This window comes from Nostoc sp. DedVER02 (assembly GCF_034530675.2).
In the GTDB taxonomy this organism is placed as follows: domain Bacteria; phylum Cyanobacteriota; class Cyanobacteriia; order Cyanobacteriales; family Nostocaceae; genus Nostoc.
Genome location: NZ_JAVRCP020000021.1, coordinates 87,364 through 112,870 on the forward strand (window position 1 = coordinate 87,364; position 25,507 = coordinate 112,870).

At 40.5% G+C, this 25,507-nt stretch carries 25 protein-coding genes; 7 read left to right on the forward strand and 18 right to left on the reverse strand.

The features are described from left to right. The first annotated feature begins 120 nt into the window (after positions 1-120). Both RMZ41_RS20515 and RMZ41_RS20520 read left to right on the forward strand, forming a co-directional pair. A complete protein-coding gene (locus tag RMZ41_RS20515) occupies positions 121-1,074 on the forward strand; it encodes a hypothetical protein (protein WP_322639900.1) in 954 nt (317 codons plus the stop codon). 1,327 nt (positions 1,075-2,401) lie between these two features. Next, entirely contained in the window at positions 2,402-2,827 is a 426-nt protein-coding gene (locus RMZ41_RS20520; RefSeq protein WP_322639901.1) for an RICIN domain-containing protein, read from the forward strand. A 359-nt stretch (positions 2,828-3,186) separates the two neighbouring features. Here the strand turns inward: RMZ41_RS20520 and RMZ41_RS20525 are convergent, their stop codons facing one another. The 9 genes from RMZ41_RS20525 to ffh form a co-directional block, all read right to left on the reverse strand. Next, entirely contained in the window at positions 3,187-5,007 is a 1,821-nt protein-coding gene (locus RMZ41_RS20525; RefSeq protein ID WP_322639902.1) for an ABC transporter ATP-binding protein, read from the reverse strand. An 89-nt stretch (positions 5,008-5,096) separates the two neighbouring features. After that, entirely contained in the window at positions 5,097-5,897 is an 801-nt protein-coding gene (locus RMZ41_RS20530; RefSeq protein ID WP_322639903.1) for a DUF6816 family protein, read from the reverse strand. Positions 5,898-5,975: 78 nt separating this feature from the next. Continuing rightward, a complete protein-coding gene (locus tag RMZ41_RS20535; RefSeq protein WP_322639904.1) occupies positions 5,976-6,374 on the reverse strand; it encodes a type II toxin-antitoxin system VapC family toxin in 399 nt (132 codons plus the stop codon). Then, complete coding sequence (locus RMZ41_RS20540) at positions 6,367-6,648, reverse strand: prevent-host-death protein (protein WP_322639905.1); 282 nt, start codon at positions 6,646-6,648, stop codon at positions 6,367-6,369. Before RMZ41_RS20540 ends, RMZ41_RS20535 begins: the two co-directional genes overlap by 8 nt. Positions 6,649-7,113: 465 nt before the next feature. Continuing rightward, a complete protein-coding gene (locus tag RMZ41_RS20545; RefSeq protein WP_322639906.1) occupies positions 7,114-7,518 on the reverse strand; it encodes a ChuX/HutX family heme-like substrate-binding protein in 405 nt (134 codons plus the stop codon). Between the two features lie 91 nt (positions 7,519-7,609). After that, complete coding sequence (locus tag RMZ41_RS20550; RefSeq protein ID WP_322639913.1) at positions 7,610-8,563, reverse strand: PhoH family protein; 954 nt, start codon at positions 8,561-8,563, stop codon at positions 7,610-7,612. 254 nt (positions 8,564-8,817) lie between these two features. Continuing rightward, entirely contained in the window at positions 8,818-9,255 is a 438-nt protein-coding gene (locus RMZ41_RS20555) for a KH domain-containing protein (protein WP_322639907.1), read from the reverse strand. Beyond that, positions 9,215-9,478 (reverse strand): 30S ribosomal protein S16, encoded by a 264-nt coding sequence (gene rpsP / locus RMZ41_RS20560; RefSeq protein ID WP_322639908.1) that lies wholly within the window; start codon positions 9,476-9,478, stop codon positions 9,215-9,217. The genes RMZ41_RS20555 and rpsP overlap by 41 nt, the downstream gene beginning before the upstream one ends. Before the next feature lie 226 nt (positions 9,479-9,704). Further along, complete coding sequence (gene ffh, locus RMZ41_RS20565) at positions 9,705-11,171, reverse strand: signal recognition particle protein (protein WP_322639909.1); 1,467 nt, start codon at positions 11,169-11,171, stop codon at positions 9,705-9,707. A 215-nt stretch (positions 11,172-11,386) separates the two neighbouring features. Here ffh and RMZ41_RS20570 point away from each other — a divergent pair, with 215 nt between their 5' ends. After that, positions 11,387-12,016 (forward strand): Uma2 family endonuclease, encoded by a 630-nt coding sequence (locus RMZ41_RS20570; RefSeq protein ID WP_322639910.1) that lies wholly within the window; start codon positions 11,387-11,389, stop codon positions 12,014-12,016. Between the two features lie 507 nt (positions 12,017-12,523). Here the strand turns inward: RMZ41_RS20570 and RMZ41_RS20575 are convergent. The 4 genes from RMZ41_RS20575 to RMZ41_RS20590 all read right to left on the reverse strand — a co-directional run bounded on the left by RMZ41_RS20575 (position 12,524) and on the right by RMZ41_RS20590 (position 15,211). Further along, positions 12,524-12,964: a hypothetical protein gene (locus RMZ41_RS20575; RefSeq protein WP_322642286.1), complete on the reverse strand. Its 441-nt coding sequence runs from the start codon at positions 12,962-12,964 to the stop codon at positions 12,524-12,526. Between the two features lie 67 nt (positions 12,965-13,031). Next, positions 13,032-13,724, reverse strand: a complete 693-nt coding sequence (locus tag RMZ41_RS20580; protein WP_322642285.1) for a hypothetical protein — start codon at positions 13,722-13,724, stop codon at positions 13,032-13,034. Positions 13,725-13,815: 91 nt separating this feature from the next. Further along, positions 13,816-14,544, reverse strand: a complete 729-nt coding sequence (locus tag RMZ41_RS20585; RefSeq protein ID WP_322642284.1) for a Uma2 family endonuclease — start codon at positions 14,542-14,544, stop codon at positions 13,816-13,818. Positions 14,545-14,566: 22 nt separating this feature from the next. Beyond that, a complete protein-coding gene (locus tag RMZ41_RS20590) occupies positions 14,567-15,211 on the reverse strand; it encodes a restriction endonuclease subunit R (RefSeq protein ID WP_322642283.1) in 645 nt (214 codons plus the stop codon). Positions 15,212-15,588: 377 nt separating this feature from the next. Here RMZ41_RS20590 and acs point away from each other — a divergent pair, with 377 nt between their 5' ends. The 3 genes from acs to RMZ41_RS20605 all read left to right on the forward strand — a co-directional run bounded on the left by acs (position 15,589) and on the right by RMZ41_RS20605 (position 19,137). Next, on the forward strand, positions 15,589-17,562 hold the full coding sequence (gene acs / locus RMZ41_RS20595) for an acetate--CoA ligase (protein WP_322642282.1): 1,974 nt from the start codon (positions 15,589-15,591) through the stop codon (positions 17,560-17,562). A gap of 118 nt (positions 17,563-17,680) precedes the next feature. After that, on the forward strand, positions 17,681-18,346 hold the full coding sequence (locus RMZ41_RS20600; RefSeq protein ID WP_322642287.1) for a tetratricopeptide repeat protein: 666 nt from the start codon (positions 17,681-17,683) through the stop codon (positions 18,344-18,346). A 530-nt stretch (positions 18,347-18,876) separates the two neighbouring features. Beyond that, on the forward strand, positions 18,877-19,137 hold the full coding sequence (locus RMZ41_RS20605) for a MoaD/ThiS family protein (RefSeq protein ID WP_174708748.1): 261 nt from the start codon (positions 18,877-18,879) through the stop codon (positions 19,135-19,137). Between the two features lie 61 nt (positions 19,138-19,198). Here RMZ41_RS20605 and RMZ41_RS20610 read toward each other — a convergent pair whose 3' ends face one another. The 4 genes from RMZ41_RS20610 to RMZ41_RS20625 all read right to left on the reverse strand — a co-directional run bounded on the left by RMZ41_RS20610 (position 19,199) and on the right by RMZ41_RS20625 (position 22,742). Then, positions 19,199-20,056 carry a lysophospholipid acyltransferase family protein gene (locus RMZ41_RS20610; protein ID WP_322642281.1) on the reverse strand — a complete coding sequence of 286 codons (858 nt, stop codon included), beginning with the start codon at positions 20,054-20,056 and terminating at the stop codon, positions 19,199-19,201. 137 nt (positions 20,057-20,193) lie between these two features. Next, positions 20,194-20,838: a hypothetical protein gene (locus tag RMZ41_RS20615; protein WP_322642280.1), complete on the reverse strand. Its 645-nt coding sequence runs from the start codon at positions 20,836-20,838 to the stop codon at positions 20,194-20,196. 601 nt (positions 20,839-21,439) lie between these two features. Next, positions 21,440-21,985: a GNAT family protein gene (locus RMZ41_RS20620; protein ID WP_322642279.1), complete on the reverse strand. Its 546-nt coding sequence runs from the start codon at positions 21,983-21,985 to the stop codon at positions 21,440-21,442. Between the two features lie 58 nt (positions 21,986-22,043). Beyond that, positions 22,044-22,742, reverse strand: a complete 699-nt coding sequence (locus RMZ41_RS20625; RefSeq protein WP_322642278.1) for a glutathione binding-like protein — start codon at positions 22,740-22,742, stop codon at positions 22,044-22,046. A gap of 370 nt (positions 22,743-23,112) precedes the next feature. Between RMZ41_RS20625 and RMZ41_RS20630 the strand changes: the two genes are divergently transcribed. Then, entirely contained in the window at positions 23,113-24,078 is a 966-nt protein-coding gene (locus tag RMZ41_RS20630; RefSeq protein WP_322642277.1) for a class I SAM-dependent methyltransferase, read from the forward strand. Between the two features lie 197 nt (positions 24,079-24,275). Here the strand turns inward: RMZ41_RS20630 and RMZ41_RS20635 are convergent, their stop codons facing one another. Beyond that, positions 24,276-25,412 (reverse strand): ATP-binding cassette domain-containing protein, encoded by a 1,137-nt coding sequence (locus RMZ41_RS20635; protein ID WP_322642276.1) that lies wholly within the window; start codon positions 25,410-25,412, stop codon positions 24,276-24,278. Positions 25,413-25,507 lie beyond the last annotated feature (95 nt).

Sequence of the window (25,507 nt, forward strand, 5' to 3'; positions counted from 1 at the left end):
GAGCATCTTTAGCGAACCGAGAAGGGAGGCTCGACTTTTATGATTTTATTTGGCAACTCATCTTTTTACTCGTAAAATCGAAGACAAGATCAAGGTCAGTAGAAAAGAGTCCCTAAATTAATGAATACGTTAATCAGTCAGGGTGGAAGAGTTATCACCAAACCTCAGATGGTAGATCGGATAAACGATATCGGTTGGCAAGCTCAACAAGGTAGCGTTGCTGCAATTATTCAGCTATTGAATGAGAAACTAGCTAAGTCTGGTGTCAGAACTAGAGCCATATTTTCTGATGGTGTCTTACAACTTCTGTGTGAGGCGGCTAGAATAGAGCAACTTGAGCAATCTGCCCTCGTAGAACAAATCCAGCAAATTCTTGAGTCCATTGCCCCACGTCACATTCGCCGGGTTAATATCAACAGTCGAATTGTTCGGGAACAACAATTACTGTGGTTAAAAGAAATAGATAGCGATCGCGACAACCAATTGCTTTGGTCACAGGAAATTGCATTAATTCAGCCCAATGTTATAAAGCAACTAATTCAAGATTTGACAGAAGCTCAAGCTGAACTAGGAAAACCAAGTTTCCCTAAACCTCAAGTTTCTCGTCCTTTGGTACTCATTAACAAAGAAAAACACCAAAGTAAACCTAAAAAAAAGATATTAGCAGCAGTTGGCTTATGTTCACTATTGTTGCTTAGTTGGGTTGTTTATGCCCAGTTAGGTAATAAACTGAAAAACCTAATACAACCAGAAACTTCCAAATCTTCAACTACAAATACTAACGATAATAAAGCCCCAATACCATCTCGTATTCCTAACAATACCTTTGATGAGCAGTCTAATGACCCATTTGCAACATCCGTGCGAATTGCAAATCTTGCTTCTACATCTGGTAAAACAGCCACAACCTCAACTCAGTGGTTAGAAATCGCTGCTAAATGGCAACGGGCTTCAGATTTAATGAGTACAGTACCACAAAAACATAGTCGTTATCAGGAAGCTAAAATTCGGACTCAACTATATAAAAAATACAGTGAAGCGGCGCAGAAAGAAGCCTATAAGAGTAAATCTTAGTTTTTTCTAGATTGTCCCGCAGAATAGCCGCGAAATTGAACTCCTGGCATCTTATTTTGTTGCTGGATTTTCAGCAATTCTTTAACCACTGCAAGGGAACGCATCAATCCTAAATCAGCGTTAGAACCTGCTTTAAGTATAATAACTGAACCACCCTGACTAGCAGCTAGCTCTAATTTAGAGTCTAGATTACTGCTGATAATGCCAATAGGTTGCTCGTCAGTGTGCCCAAATTAGTGGTTTATTTATTATGAGAACTTGGAAAGGAATAGAGTTTTTAGCAACCTTAAAATATAGGAATCCGGTTTGATTTCTGAAAATATACGTAGGAGCTGTTAGCGACAGCGTAATGCATCATGTCGTCAAACTACCATAAGCCAACAAAAGCGCGATCGCTCCTCAATCCCTGTGAAAAATAACTTGTTAACAGCTTTTAGTTATGGGGAAAAAGGCGATCGCTGTATTATCTTTAACTTTGATTAGACAATGCACGTATGACTTGCTGTTACTATAGACAGGCAAGAAGCTTATCAAAGCAAAGCGCACATCATCCCAGAGAGCTTTTTTTCCCGACTCCGTGAAGAGCAAAATCCACCTATGATGCTGACGAACACATCTATCTGTGCAAGTTATACCATTTCACTTTAAGGTTGATACGAATAGGGAGCAGGGGAGCAGGGGAGCAGGGGGAAAGAATTAGAGATAAATTATTTGTATCAGGTATTTCGGGAAATGGTATTACCCCAGATCACAGCAAATTAAAGATTATTTAAACTCTTTAAATGTGGAACTGGAAAAGGAACAATAGTTAATAACTTGTGAACGTAACCCAGTAAGGCTTAATAGTTGCAGTAAACATGAACTCTAGTTATGTGGCAAAAATCATCATCGGCATACACTCATGTTTGCCGCGATCGCCAGAACGGAGGTGAGCGCAATACATAGATGTTAATCAATGCCCATCAATTAACAATGACACTAGGTTTACCCATTTACCCCCTGTCAATACTGAACATTCAGTTCTAGTAAAGTGTTGAGCTTATTTGCAAAAAATCCCAATCAAAACAGATAATTGCGGGCTGATTGCCGTCATAGGCGGTACTAATAACTGACTTTCCGTAAATTTATCAATGAATTCAGAAATCAGCTTTTTATTCTTTGTAGAACTTTATAGATCATCCTTTACTTGAGAGGTTTCAACGTATTTACGAGTACTTAATGAGCTTTTTTTACACCGAAAAAGGGACACGCTGAAAGTTTTATTTATCAGCGCAAAGCATACAATTCAACTGAAATTACACAAACGTATTTTAAAGGAAAATTAACCATGCATAAATTGAATCACACTGTTACCAAGGGAACCGCCATTGTTGCCGCCGGACTGATGATGATCGGGATGTCGATGTCGGCAGACGCAGCGGCAAGCAAGACCTATGTAAATGTTTCAACGGGTTTCTGTCTAGACAGTAACGCGGCGGGAGAGGTGTACGCACTCGGCTGCAACGGTGGAAATTACCAGAACTGGGATAGGAAGGACAAGCGTCTAGTTAATGTGTCCACTGGAAAGTGCCTGGACAGTAACGCCGAGGGAGAAGTGTACGCACTTGGCTGCAACGGTGGGAACTACCAGAACTGGCAGAGGAAGGGCAAGCGCTTAGTTAACGTGTCTACTGGAAAGTGCCTGGACAGCAACGCCGAGGGAAAGGTGTACGCACTTAGCTGCAACGGTGGGAACTATCAGAACTGGAACTAATAGGGGGTATGACGAAATACGTGCAAGATTACCCACGGTGTAAAGAACACTTGCAGCCGCATCCAGTCGTGACATTATTATAACAAACCGTATTTTGTCAATCAGCTACAATACTCAAAATAGTTTGAGTAAAAATTATAATTCTGGGTAGGGGAGAGGAAGAATGCGAACGTTGCTCGCATCCTTCCTCTATGTTTAATTATCATTGCGAAAATGAGAATTGCTGGAATTTTTATTTTTGTACAAAATATCGTGGGGGACAATTGAAAAAATCGACCTTATTGACAATACAATAAGGTCGATTTAATCACAGGAATTGATTTATGGGGTTAATCCAAAATCCAAAATGTTTATGTTCCCTAACTTAGAAGTTCTCCTGTTTCTTGCAGGGAGTGTAAGCGGCGATAAATGCCCTCGTGACGCAAGAGTTCATCGTGGCTACCCACTTCTACAATCTTTCCTTGCTCCAGAACTACAATTTTATCTGCTTCCCGCACTGTACTTAAACGGTGAGCAATTACAATAGTGGTACAAGTACCCTGAATTGATCGCATTGCTAGCTGAATCGAACGCTCAGATTCATAATCTAAGCTAGAGGTGGCTTCGTCAAAAATCAGCACGTCTGGTTCCACTAACAATGCCCTCGCAATTCCCAAACGTTGTCTTTGTCCTCCAGATAACCTGACACCTCGTTCCCCCACAACGGTGTAATAACCTTTGGGTAAGTGCTGCACTACTTCATCGACTCTCGCAATTTTACAGGCTTCTTTAACTTGCTCTAAACTGGCATTAGTTCTGCCATAAGTGAGGTTATCCAATATGGTACCGTTGAAAACGTCTACTTCTTGGTGAACGATCGCTAATCTTCGTCTATACTTACCCACATCTAAAGTACGAATATCTTGACCATCAATCAAAATTCGACCTGATTGAGGTTCAAAATATCGTAACAGCAATTTCACTAAAGTAGACTTACCAGAACCGGAACGCCCAACTAATGCCACTGTTTGATATGGCTCAATCAACAAGTTAATATCTTGCAAAACTTGACGGTTGGCATCATATCCAAAACTGAGGTGCGACAACTCAACTTTTCCAGTAAATTTATAAGGTGATTCTGTCTGGTTGCTCTCTTCTAAAAGGCTAGCTGAATCAGATGCAGTTGGCTCTTGCAGAAATTCGTGAAACCGCAGCATGGAAGAATAACGACGGGCAAAAACTTCTGCCAAGCTACTAATAGGTTCTAATTCGGCATAAGCCATGCTAGAAAGAGTTAAGGTCATGACAAAGTGACCGAGAGAAATTTTCCCATTTACTGTTGCTGCTAAAGTCAAACCTAGTATCGCAAACACACAAAACTGAATTACGGTTCTTTGCCAAGTACCCAGTTTCGTATAACCTTTGTGGATGCGATAGTTAAGCACCATTAGTTCACGATTCAAACGTTGCTTTTGGCGTTTCAGTTCATTGGCTTCTGTAGCAAATGCTTTCACTGTTTTGATATTGGTGATTAATTCAGAAGTGCGGCTTTCGGTATTCTCTCCATACTTATCTATGCGCCTTTCAGACTCAATCAACTGCTGTAAATTCTTCAAGCTAAAGCTGAGAATAATTACAAAGGAGATTAGATATACAATTGCAATCCGCCATTCAATGAACAAGATAAACACAAAAATCCCCAGTACACGAGCCAGTTTAGGAATCAACTGTCCGGCGATTTCGGGATATGCCCAAGTGTGGTTAGCAACACCTCTAGCTACTCTGCCGGCAATACGTCCAGGGTTATTTTCATCATAAAATTCTAGTGGGAGAGTTAGAACTTTAGCGATCGCTGTTTCGGTTTTTTCTCGACGCGATCTGAAAGCTATATCCCAATGAAACCAATTGCTTAACCACGGTTGTGTCGGCGCTTTCACTACAGTGACAACAAAAATTAAGCCCAGTAATACACCCAAAGATACATTTTTACTAACTGGGTAATTGGTAATGTCCGAAAAAGTTGCGATCGCACTTTCAAGTGGTTTATCTAAAGGTTGAGCAGACAAAACGTTTAAAATCTGCCCAATCGCGTAAGGTACAACTAAATCAATAACTTCGTAAATGCTAGATGCTGTGATACTGAAAACACTCAGCTTCCAGTCAGAGCGAAAGTAATTGACAATATCTTGAAATTTGGCCATGATGCACACCGTCCAAGAGCGCGATCGTAAGCTTGGAATTTATATACTACAAGCGTAATACAAGTTAGTCAAGGTCTACTAGGTTGAAATCATGGCTTTTGATTGCTAGGCGTTTGCACTGGGACAAATTCTAGGCGATAGCGATAAAGAGCAACAGGTCGAGAACCAGCTTTAAAGTAATCTGGATCTTGGGGTGAAAGATAGACAGCAGTAACTTGATCTGCCTCAATCGCCGGATTTACTGTTGAAACTTTATGATAAGCAGTGGTAGATTCTACAGAGTTTAAATAGGGGCGTGAACCACCTTTAAATAATTGTTGAAACACTTCTGTGGTGATAAATTTGCCATCAGGGGTAGTTTCTGTAGCCCGTGCAGTCACAATGGAAACTAATTGGCGACTGCTACGCAAGAATGTAATCTGACGATTAGGTGAATCTGGATCTACTTTGACTGATAACACTGCTTCATCCCCTAAATAAGCCCGTGCCAAATTCAAACTATTAAACGCTCTATCTGCTACTAAAGTTGAAGATTTGTTATCTATCTGAGGGAATATTTTTAAACTAGCTATACGTGGTTGAGCCTTTACAAATCTTACTACAAAACTCACAGGCTGATTTAATTGTCGGCGATTACCTTCAAACCCTGGAGTTATGACATCTGGTGCTAAAGGCGCTGCTAAATCTATCAAAGTACTTGTAACTTGCCAAGAACCAGCCATCCATTCCGGGTAAACCAAATCACCCGAAGCGGGTTGCACTGAAGTTAATTTTTCCCACTGAGGAAAGTTGGTTAATCGTTCAGATAACTCTCCGGCTTCAGCTTCTCCACTCCATAGCAGGAAAAAAGCAATTAAGCAAAAACTCCAAATCGCTTTTATAAAAAACATTAGCAATTTTATATTTTAACGTTTATTATTTATTGATTAAAAATTAATCTATAGTATCGACTTTTATTGACAAAATTGTTATACCTGAAATGGATTCAATGTATAGATATCACAACCCTCAAAATCCTTAATATTTCTAGTAACAAGAGTCATGGAATGTATTTTGGCTGTTGCTGCAATAAGTATATCAGCTTGCGAACGGGGTTTACCTTGAGTCCTCAAAGAGCCTCTCAATTCACCCGAACACTTGGCAATTTCTGAGGTGATAGATAAAATTTGACAATGATTTGTAAGAAAGTTTTCAAACCAGCTTTGAATTCTAGAATTAGGCTTTGCTGTTAAACCATAATAAATTTCCTCAATTGTAATAACGCTTAAGTTAATAGATGTCACACTGCCGCTCCATGTTATTACCCCTGGATTTGGAATCGGACGAGTCAATTCACTGATAATATTAGTGTCACAAAGATTACTCATCCTCGTTTTCAATAAAAGGATTGTTACGGTCGCTTCGTAGTGGTATCTCTAAACTATAATCTTCTTCAGTACATAACTGCTGAAGTTCTTTAAAGACTTGAGCTAGAGATGTTTTCGTAGCTTTTTGTCGCCAGTTTAAAAATTCTTGAAAAAGCTCAGGATCTAGAATTGCGGCCACCAATTTTTCTTCGGTATAAATTAGCTGAGGTTCTTGACTAGTCGCATTAATTATTGAGAATAGTTGTTTTTGGGCTTCGTCAAGTGTCCATTTCATTCTAAAAATCCCCAATGTTTGGAAATATTTCGTTATAGAGACTTTTCTCAATTTAGCTTATTTTACCAAATTATTATGAGTGTATAATTTAGTCGAATAGTTATTGTCTTATTAATACATCTAGCTTAAACTTCTCCAACTTGAAGGTATTTATATTCCCAATAAGCTGGCAAGACTTATTAATATTGGGATTCTTACTCTGTGGTCTTTTTATTTTCTTTTGTTTGGGATTATCTTTGAAATATCTTCCCTTTTTAGTATGTTTCGCAGCTTTTGTAATTGTACTTCATATCATTCAATTCGAACTAATTCAGCTTTGACATCAATGCAGCTAGAAATTGCTAGGATGATAAGAAAATTGATGTAAAAAAGCTTAGTTTTTTGGAGTTTTTTCCATTAAGAAACTGCGTAAACATTTTTTGATTTACGAAATATCCGCAGTTTTCAATATTCCAATGAACAACATTAAATTTCTGCTGGTAAAGGTTGCCAAACTTCCCCATACTTTTCTTTTAGAGTCTCCCAAGCTTGCACCTGTCCCGGTTCATATTCTCCCGGTTTACCCCATTGCAAAAATAAGCTTAAAGCAGACTCATGTTTATCATCTAAAAACCGAATAGCATAGGTTGTAAAATTGCCTCTTTTAGCTTCACCCGTTTCAAATTTAACCTGAATAATTCTGTCCATATTCAAGTGAAACTCAAAGCCTTCTGTGTGCATATTTGCATACTTACCCTTTGGTAATTCTGCATAAAATAGCTTTTCAACCTTGCCCCGTGCTTCTAATACAGCCGCGCTACTAGTAACAATTAAACGCAAGGTTCCAAGAGTTTCACAAGCTTCTAAAAATTCTTTCAAAGTAGTACTCATAAATTATTATCCTTTGCTATTTTTCCTTTGTCCTTCGTCATTTGTCATTTGTTAGTTTTTTATGAATGACCAATGACCAATGACTAATTGACTATTTTTCGTATTGTTCATAAGCAGCAACAATGCGTTGAACTAGAGGATTACGCACAACATCTTTTTGACTAAATTCGCAAAAGGCAATGCCTTCAACGTGTTTCAAAATTTGTAAAGCCACTCCTAAACCCGATTGTTGGTGAAGTGGTAAATCAGTTTGTGTCATGTCGCCTGTAATCACCATCCGAGAACGGAAACCCAAACGAGTCAAAACCATTTTCATTTGAGCGGGTGTAGTATTTTGCGCTTCATCGACAATCACAAAAGCGTTATTCAGGGTACGTCCCCGCATATAGGCGAGGGGTGCGACTTCAATCACACCACGTTCCATTAAACTGGGTACTTTTTCTGGGTCTATAAATTCATAAATCGCATCATAAAGGGGGCGAAGGTAGGGATTAACTTTTTGCTGCAAGTCTCCAGGCAAAAAACCAAGTTTTTCCCCAGCTTCGACGGCAGGGCGAGTTAAAATTAGCTTTTCAACCTGGTTGGCAAGGAGTGCTTGCACGGCGACAACAACGGCGAGATAAGTCTTGCCAGTACCAGCAGGCCCGATTCCAAAGGTGAGATCGCGCCTACGGAGTGCGTCGATATATTGACGTTGGCGGAAGGTTTTAGCACGGACTTCTTCGCCCCGGCGACTTTTGGCAAGGACATTTCGCTGTAAATCTTGCAATTCCTCTTGCCGATCGCTATCTATGGCTTGACGGGCTGTTAAAATATCGGCACTGGTGATAGTATTGCCTTTAATCCAGAGGTCTTCAAGCGATCGCACTAATCGAGAAGCCAGATCGATTTGCCCCTCAGTACCAGAAATCAATAATTCTTGCCCGCGTAGCACTAAAGTGGCTCCTGTTTGCCGAGATAGGGATTTGAGATTTTCTTCTCCATCTCCTGCAAGAGCGATCGCACTAGCAACATTCGGCAGCTGAATTGTTAAAGCACCTGCCATAGTATTTTTTAATTCGTAAGGATCTATTTTTGACAAAGGTTAATATTTTTTTGCTAAAGGCGAAATTACGCTTTTTACTTACATTTTAGAAAAATCTTTGCAACAAATGAATCGGTCGTATGGGCGTAAATCTGTACGTCTCTACTTCTAAAGAGTTCAAAAAATATCCAAAAATCTTTTTGCTACTTTCCATCTTTACAAAAATTCTGAGCGGAGGTAACTACAACCGCTCAGATTTGCTCTCTAGTTTTAACCTAGCGGAGGCGGGGTTTAACAATGGGTTTAGGCCCATCATTTCCACGCACTTCTCGCCTAGTCGGTGGTGGCGATCGCTCTTCTGTCTCTTCATCAAAAGACATACCTTCACGGCCTGGAGTGGTACTGCCGTAGATATCCAGGTATGCTGATTGCCCAGCTGCGGCTGCGGCTGCGGCAATTACTGTACGAATCGCCTGAATATTGCGTCCCCCTCGACCAAACACTTTCCCTTTATCTGTGCTTTCAAAGGCGATGCGAACCCAAACCCGGTTTAGGGACTGAGAAATTTCACAATCGACGCTTAAAGTCTCTGGAGATTCCAAAAACGGCTGCACTAAAAACCTAACCAGATCAACATAGTTGGGACTGGCTGTTGGCAATTTTGTTCCGAAATTATGATGCGGCTGTTGTTGCACTGACCTGTTCAAAAACATTAGCTTTTACTAGAATCCGACGTACCGTGTCAGTGGGTTGAGCGCCTTGTTGTAGTCGCTTGACGATGGCGGGAACGTCTAATCGCACTTCATCGGTTCTGGGGTTATAGAATCCCAATTCTTCTAAGGGACGGCCATCACGGCGAGCGAGGTTGTTAATGGCGATAATACGGTAACTTGCTTCCCGTTTTTTACCGAATCGTTTCAAGCGCAGTTTGATCATGTTGAAGAATCATTCTCCTGTTTAGATATTAATTACCAACTAGTGGGCGAAGAAGTAACCTAAATCTGGCTGATGCCAATAAATTGAGGCTTAGTTTCCTCTGCTGATAAATTCTGAGGTCGAAATGCTAATTTTAGCACTGCCTAGCATTTGCTGCTATTAGTCATTAGTCATTGGTAATTTGTCATTAGTAAATTACCAATGCCCCATGCCCCATGCCCAATCATTAAAGATTGCCGAAGCCTTTTTTCTTTTTATCTTTGGGTTTTTTCTTTTTCGCGCCTGCATCGCCACCATAACCGCGCCATCCGGGGGCTGCGGGACGATTACCTGCACCAGCGAAGGCGTTGCCCATGCCGCCACCGCCGCCGAACATTCCCGGCATTCCAGGGAAGCCACCTTGACCCATTTGCTGCATGAGCGATCGCATTTTTTGGAAATCACCCACCAATTTAGTCACGTCTGATTCTCTATAACCTGAGCCAGCCGCAATCCGCCGCCGCCGACTGGGAGAACTGGCTAACAAATCGGGATCGTGGCGTTCTTGGCGAGTCATGGAGTTAATCATGGCTTCACACCGCTTTAGCTGGGTTTCTCCCTGCTTTAGCTGATCGTCTGAAAGCTTGTTCATCCCTGGGATCATCTTGATGAAGCCTCCCAGAGAACCCATATTTTTCAGCATCCGCAACTGCTTGAGAAAGTCAGTAAAGTCAAACTTTGCTGACAGAATTTTCTCCTGCATTTTCTCAGCATCAGCTAAATCAAACTCTTCCTGGGCTTTTTCTACCAGGGTTAGGACATCGCCCATTCCCAAAATTCGGGATGCCATGCGATCGGGATAAAAGGGTTGCAGTGCCTCGACTTTTTCACCCACACCCACAAATTTAATCGGCGCTCCCGAAATTTTTCGCACTGAAAGCGCTGCACCACCACGGCTATCACCATCCATTTTGGTGAGAATTGCCCCAGTAATTCCGATTTGATCGTGGAAGGTACGAGTCAGATTTGCTGCCTCTTGACCGGTCATCGCGTCCACCACCAACAGAGTTTCATGGGGTTGGACAGTTGCTTTGATGCGGGCTAATTCCGCCATCATATCTTCGTCAATTTGCAGACGGCCAGCAGTATCAATAATTACTGTGTTTACACCTTCTGCTCTAGCACGTTCTACACCTTGCCTTGCAATTTCTACGGGATCTGCATCGCTTCCTAGTTCAAATACTGGTACGTCAATTTGCTTACCCAACGTCAGCAACTGGTCGATCGCGGCTGGGCGATATACGTCTGTCGCCACCAACAAACAGCTACGCTCTAATTTTCTCAGATGTAAGGCTAACTTAGCCGTAGCTGTGGTTTTACCAGTACCTTGCAACCCAGCCATCAAAACAATAGTCGGCTGTTCCTTGGCTTCTGCGATGGGAACATTTTCTTCTCCCATTACCTCCACCAGTTCATCATGAACAATTTTGATAAACTGCTGGTCAGGTCGCACGCCAGTAACCACCTCGGCTCCCTGGGCTTTGGCTTCGACTTCGCTAATAAAATCTTTGACTACCTGGAGATTGACATCTGCCTCCAACAAGGCGCGGCGCACTTCGCGCAATGCATCTTGAATGTTGGATTGAGAAATTTTGTCCTGTCCCCGCAGTTTTTTCCAGGCGGCTTCTAAACGGTCAGATAATGCATCAAACATAATGTAATTACAGGTAGTTCGCCAATGAGGAATCTTGAACCGCCGATAAATGCGATTCGGAATTTCCGCTAAATTTTAAACGTGCTATTTACCAGCTTAGTAGTTTTCACGGCGACTGTAGCAACCAGATACCTAGCTTTATAGAAGATTGAGCTTAAAGTACAATGAGGGCAAGAAAGGCTATTGTACAGCGAGAACCTATCTCACATATCGCTATGACTAGCAACACACTGCTTCAACCCACAGAAATCATCCACTTATCGGGTATCAGTTGGCAAACTTATGAAAACTTGCTAACTGAACTTAGTGCTAGTCGCCGCCTCCGGCTTACTTACAATCGAGGTAGTCTAGAAATCATGGCTCCTTCACCGGAACATGAACGATACAAAAGAATTGCGGGTCGATTTGTTGAAACTCTCGCAGAAGAACTAGAAGTTAGAATTGACCCTCTTGGTTCTACTACTTTCAAGCGCCCAGAACTGAGTGGTGCAGAACCAGATGAATGCTTTTACATTGAAAATATTAATTTCATAAAAGGCAAAAAAAGAATAGATTTAGCCCAAGATCCACCGCCAGATTTGGTAGTAGAAATTGATATTACTAGCAGTTCTATAAATCGCTTTCAAGTCTATGCCGATATGGGTGTACCTGAAATCTGGCGATATGATGGTAATAATTTTACTATTAACGTTTTACAAAATCAAAAATATATATCTGTGGAACAGAGTTTAGCATTTCCCAATCTGCCATTAACAGAGATTTCTAATTTTTTAGCGCAGGTAGGAGAAAAAGATTATTTGGAATTAGTTAAAGAATTTCGCCAATGGGTTAAAAGCCACATTTAATATCAAAATAGCGAGTTAATTAGACAGATGTCGCAGCGAATCAAAGTATATTCATACTCGACATACCACTCGTCGAATTCATCACATTGGTGTTGCTCTTGCCGAAAAAGCATTGCAGGGTTTATCTGTTGATATTGAACGAAGACCAATCTATAGGATTACTATTTGATTTTTGAACAAAATTAGGTATTGTAGTGGCGTGGCAAGACTAAAATGTTGCAATAAATTTTTGAGAAAATTGAGATAAATCAATGTTTTCTACTTTTTTCTTAATGCACATATTTAGCCTTGCCACGCCACTACAGCTATAGAAGTTTTGTTGCGATCGCACTAGCTGTAATTGGTTCCAAAATATCCTACCTCATTTAGCAACATGTTCTTTGATAGATACAATAGCAGGCGTTTGGATTCCAAAAAGATAGAGACTAAAAATTGTAGGGCAGCACAGTTGTACTAATCTACAAAGCTTGTATTTAATTCAGCTAAAATCTGTTGTAATTTAAAATTTCATAAAATATCTGCCAACTTCACCACCAGATTATTTGCTAAATCCAATAACCTGATATCATCTGTATCAATACTGTTTTCTTCACCAGATAATAGATTTTTTACCGCAGATAACCTGTCATTGGTTTCAGAAATTCTCCAAGATTCTTCTAAGTTTACTGCAAAATCAAATAGTGATCGCTCGCCTAAATGCTCTCTTACCTTCACAGCTACACTATCATGACTTACCAAAAATTCTTTAATAGCATCTAATTGAGAATTACCTATAATTTCCTCATCTCCCCACGTTTCTAGCCAATCTCCATCTACATCTTCAACGTAAAAATTTACAAAATTCACTCCGTAAGTTAACCAGTTCTGCTGCATTTGTCGCGCCGTCGCTAAAGCTTCAGCAAATGTATCTACTTGATTGTTGCAGTGAGTTTCTCTTTTGTTAGCCATAAAAGCTGTAATTAGCAAGTAAGTATGTAGGCTGAACACAAACCTGAAATATCAAATTCCTTAAAGTTCACGAAAATTTTAAATATTTGCCACCAGAAAGGTAATCACTGTTGTACAGGGCCACGTTGACTAACTGGTTGACAAAATTGGTATCCTTGGGATTGTAACTTAAGAACAATCCTCGCTCTATTTCCCACGATCGCAGTGTATTTTGCCAAGCTTGGTACTTTTGGTAATTAAGTTCTTCAGAGACACTAGTAACTTGAATGCAAAGAGGTTGATTGTTACGACTACTAACAATTAGGTCTGTTGCCATAGAGAGGTCGGCGATATAACGCTGCCAAAAACTACCTTCTCGACTTACAACATCTTGAGCTATTGATCTAATGATATCATCATCGACCTGATTAAATTCACCTGCCATCAATTTTTGTTTCCAAATATAAAACTTGGAGTCACTTGCATTAATCCATCTAGGAAATAGATAACCATACCAATATCTCTCAATTGGTGTCATAAGGTCGAATTTTGCTTTCTGTTCTTCTTCCGAAGGTAAGGATTTGATTATCAGCCAAATGGTAGAATCCGTAATTACCTCTAAGAGAAATGCAATCACAAATGGTTTCGCAGTCAGGGAACCTGGCTTGATATTCTTTACCCAACGATTGATTTCCTCTAATCTTCTCGCTAAATTTTCATCTACCGAGGAGGCTTGCAGGGTAAGGGACTTTAGCTTATCCTTAATCTCTGTTGCTTGCAAACGATGCCCTACTTTCAGAAGATAACGCTTTTTTACACACCAATCACTAAATCTTAACTTGAAAGTGTACTCAATTAATTTCCTGATGTCATTAAATATTCTCTAAGTCGATGCCCTGTGTCCGTAATACCTCCCGCAATCGAGCAAGTTCTTGCTCTGCTTGTTGGGCACGTTCTTCTGCCTGTTCAGCACGTAAACGTTCTTGTTCAGCTAGTTCTTCTGATGATAATATTAATTGATTTTCAGTAGTGAAGAATCTTAATTTACCTTCATAAACTCCCAAATAAAGTTCTAACTGCTGGCTCCATAAACGTCCATCAGTAGTTACCTGGATTTCTTGATACTTCCCATCTACTAAATGAAATCCCTGAAGTTCCATTGTTACAGGGTGAAACCAGAAATAATCTGGTGTACGGAAGGTATCTTGATAAACTTGTTTTTTTAAACCTTTATCAACTGCTGTCGTTGAACTTGACAAAATTTCCACAATCACGTTTGGATATTTGCCGTCTTCTTGCCAAACTACCCAACTTTTACGGTCTTTTTTCTGAGTCCCCAAAACTACAAAAAAGTCCGGGCCACGAAAATATTCTGATTTTTTCTGGTTAGGACTATAGTAAATCGTCAAATTGCCAGAAGCATAGAAATCTTGCCGCTCTCGCCACCATAATTTAAGTATGCGAATCAGCAAATCGATTTGGTCGCGGTGTAAATCGCTTTCCAAGGGTGGTTCGTCACTAAGTATATCACCGGGAGGAAAAATTACTTCTTCCTCTGAAATATTATCAGAGATCAATTCTAAAGTAGCAGGTTCAGACATCCGCGATCGCTCCGCAATTTATTTACTGAAAATCTGGTAACTTACAGATGGCTTTGAAAACTTGCAATAACTCAATTGCATCTGGAGATTCGTTTAAACTTAATAATGGCATTAACTGATAAGTTGGTTGTTCATCACGTCTGAGATAAAGAAATTGATAACGCAATCCGTTAGTTGCCAGTCCCCAAACAGATTGTTGTTGCTCTAAACTCTTAAAAGCATAAGTGAGTAATTGAGGTAAACCTTCACCAACTTCGATCGCACTGTTTTTCGTTTCAATCACTACAACCCAGAATGGCGGTGCAATATTACTTTGAAAACTGTTAATTGCTAAAATATCCATCCGTCCGATAATTCTTCTGTCTTCATCTTCGACTGCGATCGCAATGCTATCTTCCATTGTCAACCGAATCGGCACATCGTAAAATCCAGCTAACCGCATTAGTGGGGCGATTGTTAAAAATTTAACCAAACCTTCAGAAATTTTACTCATTGTTAGATAACGATCAAAATCATTTCTGATTCGCAATATATCCTGTTGTTCAAATTCTGTTAGCGGTTCTAAATTTAAGAAATCTGTAAATGAACCATTTGAAAGCTTGTTTAGTTTAAGAAAGCGATGAACATCGTAGAGAGATAAACTGCTAGCTTCAACGGTGAGTGTCATAGTTCAGGCGTTATTTGTCAAGACTACTTATATTTTGCAACATTCGCAGTAGATAGGCTGGAATGTATTGGAAATTGGGATTGGGAATTGGGATAGAAACTTTAGTTATAGTTCAAAAGCCATTTTAAAAAAGATGTTTTTCGAGATGCGTAGCGTTCTTAAATTTGGTGTGCTTATTACAATCTCACTCTTTTAAGCGTGGGTTTCCCCTGTTACCTCTGAAATTTATTAAGCGCTTGCTTTTAGTAGATGAAAATGAATGTAAACTAAATAACTCGGCAATTTCCACCTAGCTTAACGAAAATCTAAACACCGTCTAGCACAACTAGGCTAAGAATAGTTTTTAGTAATAATAGCGATCGCACTCATAACTAACCATGTCTGAACCAAATATCGAATCAATCCTCCAAGAGAATCGCCTCTTCCATCCTCCTAGTGAATTCTCGCAGAACGCCCATATCAAAAGCCTAGAAGACTATCAGCGTCTCTATGATAAAGCCAAAGCCGATCCGCAGCAATTTTGGGCAGATTTGGCTGGAACAGAATTAGAATGGTTCCAAAAATGGGACACGGTGCTAGATTGGCAGCCGCCTTTTGCTAAGTGGTTCGTTGGTGGTAAGATGAATATTTCTTACAATTGCCTTGACAGACATCTCACTACTTGGCGCAAAAATAAAGCAGCATTGATTTGGGAAGGAGAACCAGGTGATTCGCGTACCCTAACTTACGCCCAACTGCACCGGGAAGTTTGCCAATTTGCCAATGTATTGAAGCAACTTGGTGTCCAAAAAGGCGATCGCGTTGGAATCTATATGCCAATGATTCCCGAAGCTGCGATCGCAATGTTAGCTTGTGCCAGAATTGGCGCACCCCACGGCGTAGTATTTGGTGGTTTTAGTGCCGAAGCTTTACGCGATCGCTTAATTGATGCTAAAGCTAAGTTAGTAATCACGGCTGATGGTGGTTGGCGCAAAGATGCGATCGTTCCTCTCAAGGAACAGGTAGATAAAGCCTTAGCTGATGGTGCTGTTCCCAGCGTCGAAAATGTCCTAGTCGTCAAGCGCACCGGACAAGAAACCTATATGCAGTTGGGTGGACGCGATCATTGGTGGCATGATTTACAAAAAGGAGTATCAGCCGATTGTCCCGCCGAACCGATGGACAGTGAAGATATGCTGTTTGTCCTCTACACTTCTGGAAGTACGGGTAAACCGAAGGGTGTAGTGCATACAACTGCTGGTTATAATTTGTATACCCATATCACCACTAAGTGGATATTCGATCTGCAAGACACAGATATATATTGGTGTACTGCCGATGTAGGTTGGATTACGGGACATAGCTACATAGTTTACGGCCCACTTTCCAACGGTGCAACAACCGTGATGTATGAAGGTGCGCCCCGCACTTCTAATCCTGGCTGTTTCTGGGATGTAATTGAAAAATACGGCGTTAACATTTTTTATACCGCACCTACGGCAATTCGGGCATTTATTAAGATGGGAGAACAACATCCCAACGCGCGAAACTTGTCTTCGTTGCGTTTGCTAGGAAGCGTTGGCGAACCGATAAACCCAGAAGCTTGGATGTGGTATCAGAAAATAATTGGTGGCGATCGCTGTCCAATTGTTGATACTTGGTGGCAAACAGAAACAGGCGGTATCATGATTACACCATTACCAGGAGCAATCCCTACTAAACCAGGTTCCGCAACTCTTCCCTTCCCCGGAATTATTGCAGATGTCGTAGATTTAGAAGGAAATACCGTACCCAATAACGAAGGCGGTTATCTAGCGGTGCGTCATCCGTGGCCGGGAATGATGCGGACAGTTTACGGCGATCCAGAACGCTTCCGCCGCACCTACTGGGAACATATTCCACCCCAAGATGGTAACTACACTTACTTTGCTGGTGATGGTGCTAGACGCGATGAAGATGGCTACTTTTGGGTCATGGGTCGTGTGGATGACGTACTGAATGTATCAGGACACAGACTCGGTACAATGGAAGTAGAATCAGCTTTAGTTTCTCATCCAGCCGTTGCAGAGGCGGCGGTAGTGGGTAAACCGGACGAACTTAAGGGCGAAGAAGTAGTTGCTTTTGTGACTTTGGAAGGCACTTATCAGGGAAGTGAAGAACTGAGTAAAGAACTTAAGCAGCACGTTGTTAAAGAAATAGGTGCGATCGCACGTCCGGGAGAAATTCGCTTTACAGACGCTTTGCCCAAAACGCGATCGGGTAAGATTATGCGGCGCTTATTGCGGAATCTAGCTGCTGGACAAGAGGTATCTGGTGATACTTCAACATTAGAAGATAGAAGCGTCTTGGATAAATTGCGGGAAGGTACGTAAATAATTCCAATTAACCTTGTAGGGATGCACAGATGTGTATTCCTACTTGTGGTGTATCACACCTAACGCGCTCACATTTTATGATGGAGATAAGAAAATTATTGAGGCATTGGGGGCGATGAATAAATTAGCATTTGTTCAATCTTTTAGCTGCATGATGCTGGGTATTATAACTGTAATTGGTCTATCACCATTAGCGTTTGCGGTTTCTGGAAAAGTTTCTTTGCATTCGTCGGAACAAGATGCACAGAGACAACCACAAAAACTAGCACAGTTTTCAGACACAGGATCATCAGAGCGAGCGCAGATGCTGCAACAAGCCAATTCTTTATTTAATCAGGGAGACTTAACGGGTGCAGAGGAAAATTTACGCAAGTTAGTTAAAAAATTCCCAGACGATGCCTTTGGACACTTTCAACTAGGAAATGTGCTTTTTCGGCAAAAGAAACCAGAAGAAGCAATTACCTCTTATCAAGAAGCCATTCGTCTCAAGTCAAAATACGCTCTAGCTTACAATGCGATCGGCATGGTTTATGCTAGCCAAAGTCGCTGGGAAGAAGCCATGACTGAATATAAAAAAGCTCTAGAAATCAATCCTAATTATGGCGAAGCTCTAACTAATTTTGCACTCGTATTGTGGCAAACAAATAAAAAAGATGAAGCACTATCTTCTTTAGAAAAAGCTTTAAAAATTTTCAAAGAACAAAATAGAGGTGAAAAAGTTAACCAAGTCGAACGATTATTGAAAGAGATTAAAACTGCTGACGATCCTAGTGTTTCATGAAAATCAGATTATTCAGGGGATGAAAAGTAAAAATACTTCCTGACGATTAGCTTTAAGAACGCTGTAGTAAAAATGGCAGGTGCTGTTAAATTTGGCTATTAGCTAACAGATATCAAGTTTTTAATACCTGTAGGGTGGGCATCTTGCCCGCCCTTTTTAAAAAATCTTCATAGAATTATCTTAATGAATGATATCAGGTTTGATTTGGATAAAATATCCGTAGGATGTGAGCGCAAAGAGTACGGCATCAAACCCTTGATAATAGTGCGTTACGAACTTCGTTCTAACACACTCTACAATACTAAGATTCCTTCTTCTAAACGGATACATAAAATCTGCTTGCTCTGTAACCTCTATGCACCATCCACTCTCATTAACATCAAGGTGGGATTCTGACTTATTCTTGATCGGGCGATTTTTTTTGTTATGAACTTGTGAAATCATGTACTTAGTAATGTATACTATATGCCAAGAGTTCAGGGTACTTGTCAAGTATTAAACTACTTGCTGGTACTGCCAAAGCATGTTGTATGTCTAAATCTGCAATCACCATTACCGTCAAATTGTTCGCTGCTTATCAAGAAGCCTTTAAAGTTTCGGAACTGGTGCTGGAATTTCCTAATAGTATGCCAGTCAAAGCAGTATGCGATCGCCTCATAGCCGAACACCCCGAACTCTCCCAATGGCGAGACATCACCCGCTTTGGAATTAATTTAATTTTTGTCGAACCAGATACCCTACTACAAGATGGCGATGAAGTCGTACTGATTCCACCAGTTAGTGGCGGCTAGGGGAATAGTTAGGATTTAGGAGTTTGGAGTTTGGAGTTAAAGATTCAAAACTTATAACTCCTTATCTAGTATTCGATTTGGCAGTTAGCTGGACTAAGTTATCTAACTCTTGCTGCATTTGACTAACAACTAATTCATAACATTCATTGACATAATGGCGATCGCTAGCTGCTTCAGTACCGTAACGTTCAAATACAATCGACGGACAAACCCGCGTGTAGATGGGTACAGGTAATGGAATGTTGGGTAATGGCCCAATTGCTAATCCCCAAGGGAGTCCGAGGTAAATCGGAAAAACTTCTGGATCGATCCCAAGCAGCCAAGGCATTCCCCATTCGTGGAGTTGCTGCACAACTTTGTAGAAGTCAGCCAGTATAATCAGCGTATCGTGAGCGCCCCAGGAAATCACAGGTACAATCGGCACATTTTCCCGCAATGCTAACTTGATAAATCCTTGTCGCCCCGCAAAATAGATTTTGTTACGTAAATAATACGGTCGGAAAACATCTTCGGCTCCACCTGGATAAACTAGCACACTAGCCCCAGAGCGTAAGGCAGTGTAAGCCATTTTCGGATGAGCCATGATTGCTCCAGCTTTAGTGACTAGTTCCGCTAGCGGTAAGCTAACCTGCCAAACCTTGGGATGCATCAAACCATAAATCGGTCGCTCCACGCCAAATCGTCTAAACCAGTCGTACATGACCATTGTCATATCGGGAGCCGCGAGTCCCCCATTATGAGAACCGACAAATAGGACTTTTTCTTTGGGTGAAATATTTTCCCACCCACTAGTTTTAACTTGAAAATAGTACTGATACAAAAAGCCCAACAGAGGCATCACAGATTCTATGAACTTTGGATCTCGCTCATCCAAAGACCAACCAGGTTTTTTATTGAAAAGATGTTGCTTTTTTGACATCAAAGCATTTTAACAGGATTGCTAAAGGTCAAACAATCCTTAAAGCAAGTTTATTAATAAAGGCGGTCAATTTGAGGAGGTAATGTCTTTTTGTCGCTAGATAGAAAAGCTGTCTCTCCTTGATTAACAAGAAAAAATTATGTGCGCTCCTCAGTTAACAACAAACTTATTGCCATTACCAATTCAGAAAAGCTTCCAGCAAGTGTACCTACTACAGCTGAAGGCATAGCATTTCCAATCAGGGAAATCAAGGTTCCTACAAATAACCACGCCCATTTCAGTCTGAACCAAATACCGATGCCAATTAGTAGGACAAACAGATTAACTACAATCGTGATAATTGGCGGGCCGCTCAAGTTGGCAACACTATAGCGGAGGATTCCCGCAAACTCTATTGGAACTAGTTCTAGTCCGATATAGTGGGTGGCAATATCTATCGCTGCAAGTCCCAATGCAACGATCGCAGATAAAACCCGCACTACTGTATTAGCCCAACCTGCCCCGGCACGGTGAGCGAGTTCAACACCAATTACAATGAATAGTGGTACAACTAAATAATGCAATAGAAAACGCAGCATACAAAGAGTTTTTAATAGCTCTCCTTCACCAATGAGACTTCCCATTGAAAGAACGAGATTGTCATAGCTAATACTCGCTAGCAGTATAGGCAATACAATCATTGCGAGGCTGGTTGATTGCCGCCACAGAGAAATTGCCCAGCTTATTAATACCCATTCGAGCAAAGCAAAACTTAAATGTGTTAGGGGATAAATGATTGACATAAGTAATGTATTTACATAGCTCGATCTATTCCAAACACAAATATTAATTGCTGAACCAGATCAATATTTGTGCTTGCAATAAAAACTAAAGTGACTATATTCTTATCTGCTGATTTTTAGCTATTTATGCATATTTTAAAAAATTATTTTTTTATGTATCTCAATCCCTAATTACCAAAATTTACTTTATTCTGCCTGTGTTTAATACTATTTCGCTTTCAAGTTGATACAAATATGTTGGTAGGGGCGTAAAGATTGAAACCTCTCCCTGGTTTTACTAGGCAAAACCGTCCCTCTCCGAGTCGGAGATAAATTTAAACTAAAGTTCAAGGTAGGGAGAGGTTTGTCCAACTCACGTTAAACTACTACTAAGAATTTGACCTAGCATCAAGGCGCTTATAGGAATCATATTTGATTTCTGAAAAATCTAAGTATTTGTAGGGTGTGTTAGGCGTAAGCCGTAACGCACCAAAGCCTTAAGAATGGTGCGTTACGCTGTCGCTAACGCACCCTACTAAGAATTTGGCCTAACATCAAGGCACTTAGATATTTACCGATCGCAGCTTGGCGTTTTTCATAAGAAAATGCCCACTCAGTTCTCCTATTTGTTAATCACAAATTGCTCCAGATCGTGATACTGCCCTTTGAAGAAGCCATGCTGCTTAAGTACACCCTGACTCTGAAAACCTAACTTTTCTAGCAACTTTTTAGAAGCTATGTTGTTCAGCATGACTTGGGCAACAACGAAATGCAAACCCATTTTCTTAAAACCAAATTGCAAAATGGTATGCACTGCCTCAGTCATTATGCCTTGTCTCCAAAAATTGCTGGCAACCTCATAACCCACCTCCGCAGAATGTTCTTGTGGGTTCCACCTAAAGCCACAAGAACCGATCAAAACGTTATCTTGCTTACGGGCAATCCCCCAGCGAATTCCTTCTCCTTGCTCAAACCGCTTGGCTCCACGTTCAATCACAGCGATCGCTTCTTCAAGAGAAGTGAAAGTATCAAGATCGTGAAACTGAGTCACAGCTGGATCGGAGAATATAGCAAAGATAGCCTCAGCATCTTGCAAATTTGTCTCACGAAGCAGGAGCCTTTCTGTTTCTAATTCAGGAAAGGAAGATAGTGAGAAATCGTTGCTCATAATTGTTCCTTGAGAGCTAACTTAGCGATCACCACATCCACAAAACTATTCAAAAAGCTTAAGTTTGAATAGTCTTGGCTGATTGGTTAAATAACAAATCTCGTGACTTATCTGGATCGAGCGCTTGAGTTTTCAATGCTTCGGCTTTCTCATAGGCGCGAATTGTTGCCGGACGAGCTTTAATTGTCTCAAACCACCGCTTGACGTGAGGAAAATCTTCTAGATTTTGACTTTGGCGCTCATAGCCCACAATCCAGGGATAAGCAGCAATATCGGCGATGGAATAATCACCAGCCACAAATTCTCTATCTGCAAGTTGCTTATTCAACACTGCATATAAGCGCCCCGTCTCATTTACGTAGCGGTTAATGGCATATTCGATTTTTTCGGGAGCATAGGTGCTAAAGTGATGATTTTGTCCCGCCATTGGCCCCAGCCCTGCCATTTGCCAGAACAACCATTCTAAAACTTGAGTGCGTTGGCGTAAATCTTGGGGGATTAATTTCCCAGTTTTTTCTGCCAAATACAGCAAGATTGCCCCAGACTCAAATACCGAAATTGGCGCACCGCCATCTGCTGGTTCGTTATCAACGATCGCAGGAATGCGATTATTAGGAGAAATCTTTAAAAATTCCGGTTTAAATTGATCTCCAGCCCCAATATTTACAGGAATTATGGTATATTGCAAGCCGACTTCTTCCAAGAAAATCGTAATTTTATGACCGTTTGGGGTTGTCCAATAATAAAGCTCAATCATGGTTATCTTCCCTAAAATTGTGCAATTGTTTTTTAAGCCAATAGTGCGGACAGCTTTTTTAGATTTCTCACAAAATCTGAAAAGAAGAGGTAGAAAGCTGCAAAAATGTATATACAGTAGGCATTTTAGCACTTTATACCCAAAAGTATTGTCCTAGAGGTAAGATGGAAAATCGCTTTCAGAATGGAGCTATAGCCCCATCCTGGACTATTTTGCTGGGCTATTAATGATTTTGCATTACAAAAAAAAGACGTAATGCTTCAAAAAAATTAACTAGTTCATCTGTAGAGACGATGAGGTTTTTCGATAAGTTGGTGAAGTTGCATTGTCACTCCAAAACCTAGAATTTCAAATACTTAGAGAGTAACTTATGAGTGAAAAAACAGCAAGCGTGATTGAAGGAAACTTATTGCCAAAAGGAGATTATGTTTCGTCAGGATTTTCTACTATTCAGCCAGATTCATATTTTCCCAATATAACTTTAGGAAATAAATATGATTCTTTTTGGCTTTACTTGCGACGAGATATTACTCATAACTGGTATGTAGATAAGCGACGGCAGAAAGTAGGTTTTGTCAGCAGAGATGAAGCTCATATTCTATACAATACAGCCTTAAAATTTCGAGGTAAAAAAGCTTTAGAAATAGGTTGCTGGATGGGTTGGTCAGCTTGTCATTTGGCTTTAGGAGGAGTAGAGTTAGATGTAATCGATCCGATGCTATCTGAACAATTATTTAATGAGAGCGTTACAGAGTCACTAAAATCAGCAGGCGTTAAGGAATCTGTAAATCTCATACCAGGATTTAGCCCTCAAAAAGTACAAGAGATCGCAAATAAATTTCAACGTAAATGGTCATTGATATTTATAGATGGTAATCACGAAGCACCGGCTCCGCTCAATGATGCAATTATTTGCGAACAATTTGCAGAAGCAGATGCTTTAGTTTTATTCCACGATTTGGCTTCTCCTGATGTAGGTCAAGGCTTGGACTATTTTAAAGAGAAAGGGTGGAACACAATGGTGTATCAAACTATGCAAATTATGGGAGTTGCATGGCGGGGAAATGTTGAGCCTGTAATACATCAGCCAGATCCTAATATTAACTGGCGCTTACCTCCACATTTACAAGGTTATTTTGTAAGTGGTTCAGTTGAATCTGCAACGGAAGATAAAATTGCAGAAATTCTCAGAGCAGTTAGACCATTTACTTTATTGAGTGAAAGAAAGTTATTCTCACTTTATAGTCAGGCAAAACAAATATATTGTTATATTTTTTGGCTGCCAAAAATGTTACTACTAGCGATCGCCAGAATCAAACCTATCAAGGGCAACTAGCTTTGTATTATCAGTCATGACCAGTTTTAATTAAAAATTAAAGATTAAAAATTGAAAGAAATAATAATTTTTAATTAATTTTGGGTACAAGCTCCCACCCTCTGGGAATTAAAAATGTAAAATTAAGATTTGATTCTTCAATTTTTAATTAATAATTTTTAATTTTTAATTGGAGCGAAGCGACTGTCTATGTGTCGCTAGTCATGGCTTTCTGTGGATGAAACATAGAGCTTCGATTCATCATGCCTCAGTTGCTCATCTTGATGGAGCAATTGTATTGCCTGGTAGTCTAAAAGTGCATGAGTCATTTTGGAATTGACAACCATTTCAAAGAAATCAGAACGCTCAATGGCAATAACTTTGATCGCTGCGTTATTGGCTGCACGTACTGTTGCTGTGCGCTTGCTTCGCTGGAGTAATCCTATTTCACCAAAACAGTTATTAGGCCCTAATGTTTTTAATAATTTTGGTTCTGAACCTGAAGATTCTTGAATGATTTCTATTTCCCCTTCAAGCAAGATATAAAATCTATCAGCCACATCACCCTGGCGGATAACAACTTCACCGGGCGGGAAGGTCAACATTTTTAGTCTGGGAATCAACTTAACTAATTGCTTATCCGTTAAGGTTGGTAAAGTAACAGATATTTGACCCTCATAGTCCACATCAAGTTTGCCATCTTCCATACGCACAATGCGATCGCTAGCGCCAAAGATCCGACTGTCATGGGTAACAATCAAAACCGCACTTCCTTGTTCTTTCGCCAGTGTCGTCATCAGTTCGGTGACTTCTTGCCCTGTTTGCCGATCTAAAGCGGATGTAGGCTCGTCCGCCAGAAGTAATCGAGGACGGTGAACGAGGGCGCGGGCGATCGCCACACGTTGTTTTTGCCCTCCAGAGAGATCCCTGGGGTAAGCATTCAAGTGCTGCCCTAGCCCCACCGCTTTCAGAATTTGCGAACTTTGTCTTTTTGCTTCTTGAGGGGTGAAATTATCCTGTAATTCCAGAGAAACCATCACATTCTGCTGGACAGTCATAAAATCTAGTAAGTTAAAATGCTGAAAAACATAGCCGATTCCGCGCCGTATTTGCATTCGCTGGATTTCGTTGGCTCCCTTCAATTCACGATCCAAGACTTTGAGACTACCCTCTTGAACAGAACGCATACAGCCAATTAGAGATAGTAGCGTTGTTTTCCCAGAACCAGATGCTCCAGTTAAAATAACGACTTCTTTCGGGTAAATATCCAGATCGATTCCAAATAAGATTTGTCTTTGACTTTTGCCTTCCCGGTAATAATGATTCAGCCTTTTAATGGCTATAACCTGACTCATAAACCTATAAAATTAATGAATTAAGTTTACTTAAAAACGTAAGAATTCAGGAGTAAGAATTCAGAATTCAGAATAGTTAAAAAATCAAATAAAGA

Bases quoted from the DNA above. Each gene is read 5' to 3' on its own strand.
- ffh (WP_322639909.1), bottom strand. From the start codon at position 11,171: ATGTTTGATGCATTATCTGACCGTTTAGAAGCCGCCTGGAAAAAACTG.
- RMZ41_RS20615 (WP_322642280.1), bottom strand. From the start codon at position 20,838: ATGTCAATCATTTATCCCCTAACACATTTAAGTTTTGCTTTGCTCGAA.
- RMZ41_RS20620 (WP_322642279.1), bottom strand. From the start codon at position 21,985: ATGAGCAACGATTTCTCACTATCTTCCTTTCCTGAATTAGAAACAGAA.
- rpsP (WP_322639908.1), bottom strand. From the start codon at position 9,478: ATGATCAAACTGCGCTTGAAACGATTCGGTAAAAAACGGGAAGCAAGT.
- RMZ41_RS20630 (WP_322642277.1), top strand. From the start codon at position 23,113: ATGAGTGAAAAAACAGCAAGCGTGATTGAAGGAAACTTATTGCCAAAA.
- RMZ41_RS20515 (WP_322639900.1), top strand. From the start codon at position 121: ATGAATACGTTAATCAGTCAGGGTGGAAGAGTTATCACCAAACCTCAG.
- RMZ41_RS20545 (WP_322639906.1), bottom strand. From the start codon at position 7,518: ATGAGTACTACTTTGAAAGAATTTTTAGAAGCTTGTGAAACTCTTGGA.
- RMZ41_RS20570 (WP_322639910.1), top strand. From the start codon at position 11,387: ATGACTAGCAACACACTGCTTCAACCCACAGAAATCATCCACTTATCG.
- RMZ41_RS20625 (WP_322642278.1), bottom strand. From the start codon at position 22,742: ATGATTGAGCTTTATTATTGGACAACCCCAAACGGTCATAAAATTACG.
- RMZ41_RS20610 (WP_322642281.1), bottom strand. From the start codon at position 20,056: ATGTCAAAAAAGCAACATCTTTTCAATAAAAAACCTGGTTGGTCTTTG.
- RMZ41_RS20590 (WP_322642283.1), bottom strand. From the start codon at position 15,211: ATGACACTCACCGTTGAAGCTAGCAGTTTATCTCTCTACGATGTTCAT.
- RMZ41_RS20525 (WP_322639902.1), bottom strand. From the start codon at position 5,007: ATGGCCAAATTTCAAGATATTGTCAATTACTTTCGCTCTGACTGGAAG.
- RMZ41_RS20605 (WP_174708748.1), top strand. From the start codon at position 18,877: ATGTCTAAATCTGCAATCACCATTACCGTCAAATTGTTCGCTGCTTAT.
- RMZ41_RS20635 (WP_322642276.1), bottom strand. From the start codon at position 25,412: ATGAGTCAGGTTATAGCCATTAAAAGGCTGAATCATTATTACCGGGAA.
- RMZ41_RS20555 (WP_322639907.1), bottom strand. From the start codon at position 9,255: ATGTTTTTGAACAGGTCAGTGCAACAACAGCCGCATCATAATTTCGGA.
- RMZ41_RS20520 (WP_322639901.1), top strand. From the start codon at position 2,402: ATGCATAAATTGAATCACACTGTTACCAAGGGAACCGCCATTGTTGCC.
- acs (WP_322642282.1), top strand. From the start codon at position 15,589: ATGTCTGAACCAAATATCGAATCAATCCTCCAAGAGAATCGCCTCTTC.
- RMZ41_RS20535 (WP_322639904.1), bottom strand. From the start codon at position 6,374: ATGAGTAATCTTTGTGACACTAATATTATCAGTGAATTGACTCGTCCG.
- RMZ41_RS20600 (WP_322642287.1), top strand. From the start codon at position 17,681: ATGAATAAATTAGCATTTGTTCAATCTTTTAGCTGCATGATGCTGGGT.
- RMZ41_RS20550 (WP_322639913.1), bottom strand. From the start codon at position 8,563: ATGGCAGGTGCTTTAACAATTCAGCTGCCGAATGTTGCTAGTGCGATC.
- RMZ41_RS20540 (WP_322639905.1), bottom strand. From the start codon at position 6,648: ATGAAATGGACACTTGACGAAGCCCAAAAACAACTATTCTCAATAATT.
- RMZ41_RS20530 (WP_322639903.1), bottom strand. From the start codon at position 5,897: ATGTTTTTTATAAAAGCGATTTGGAGTTTTTGCTTAATTGCTTTTTTC.
- RMZ41_RS20575 (WP_322642286.1), bottom strand. From the start codon at position 12,964: ATGGCTAACAAAAGAGAAACTCACTGCAACAATCAAGTAGATACATTT.
- RMZ41_RS20585 (WP_322642284.1), bottom strand. From the start codon at position 14,544: ATGTCTGAACCTGCTACTTTAGAATTGATCTCTGATAATATTTCAGAG.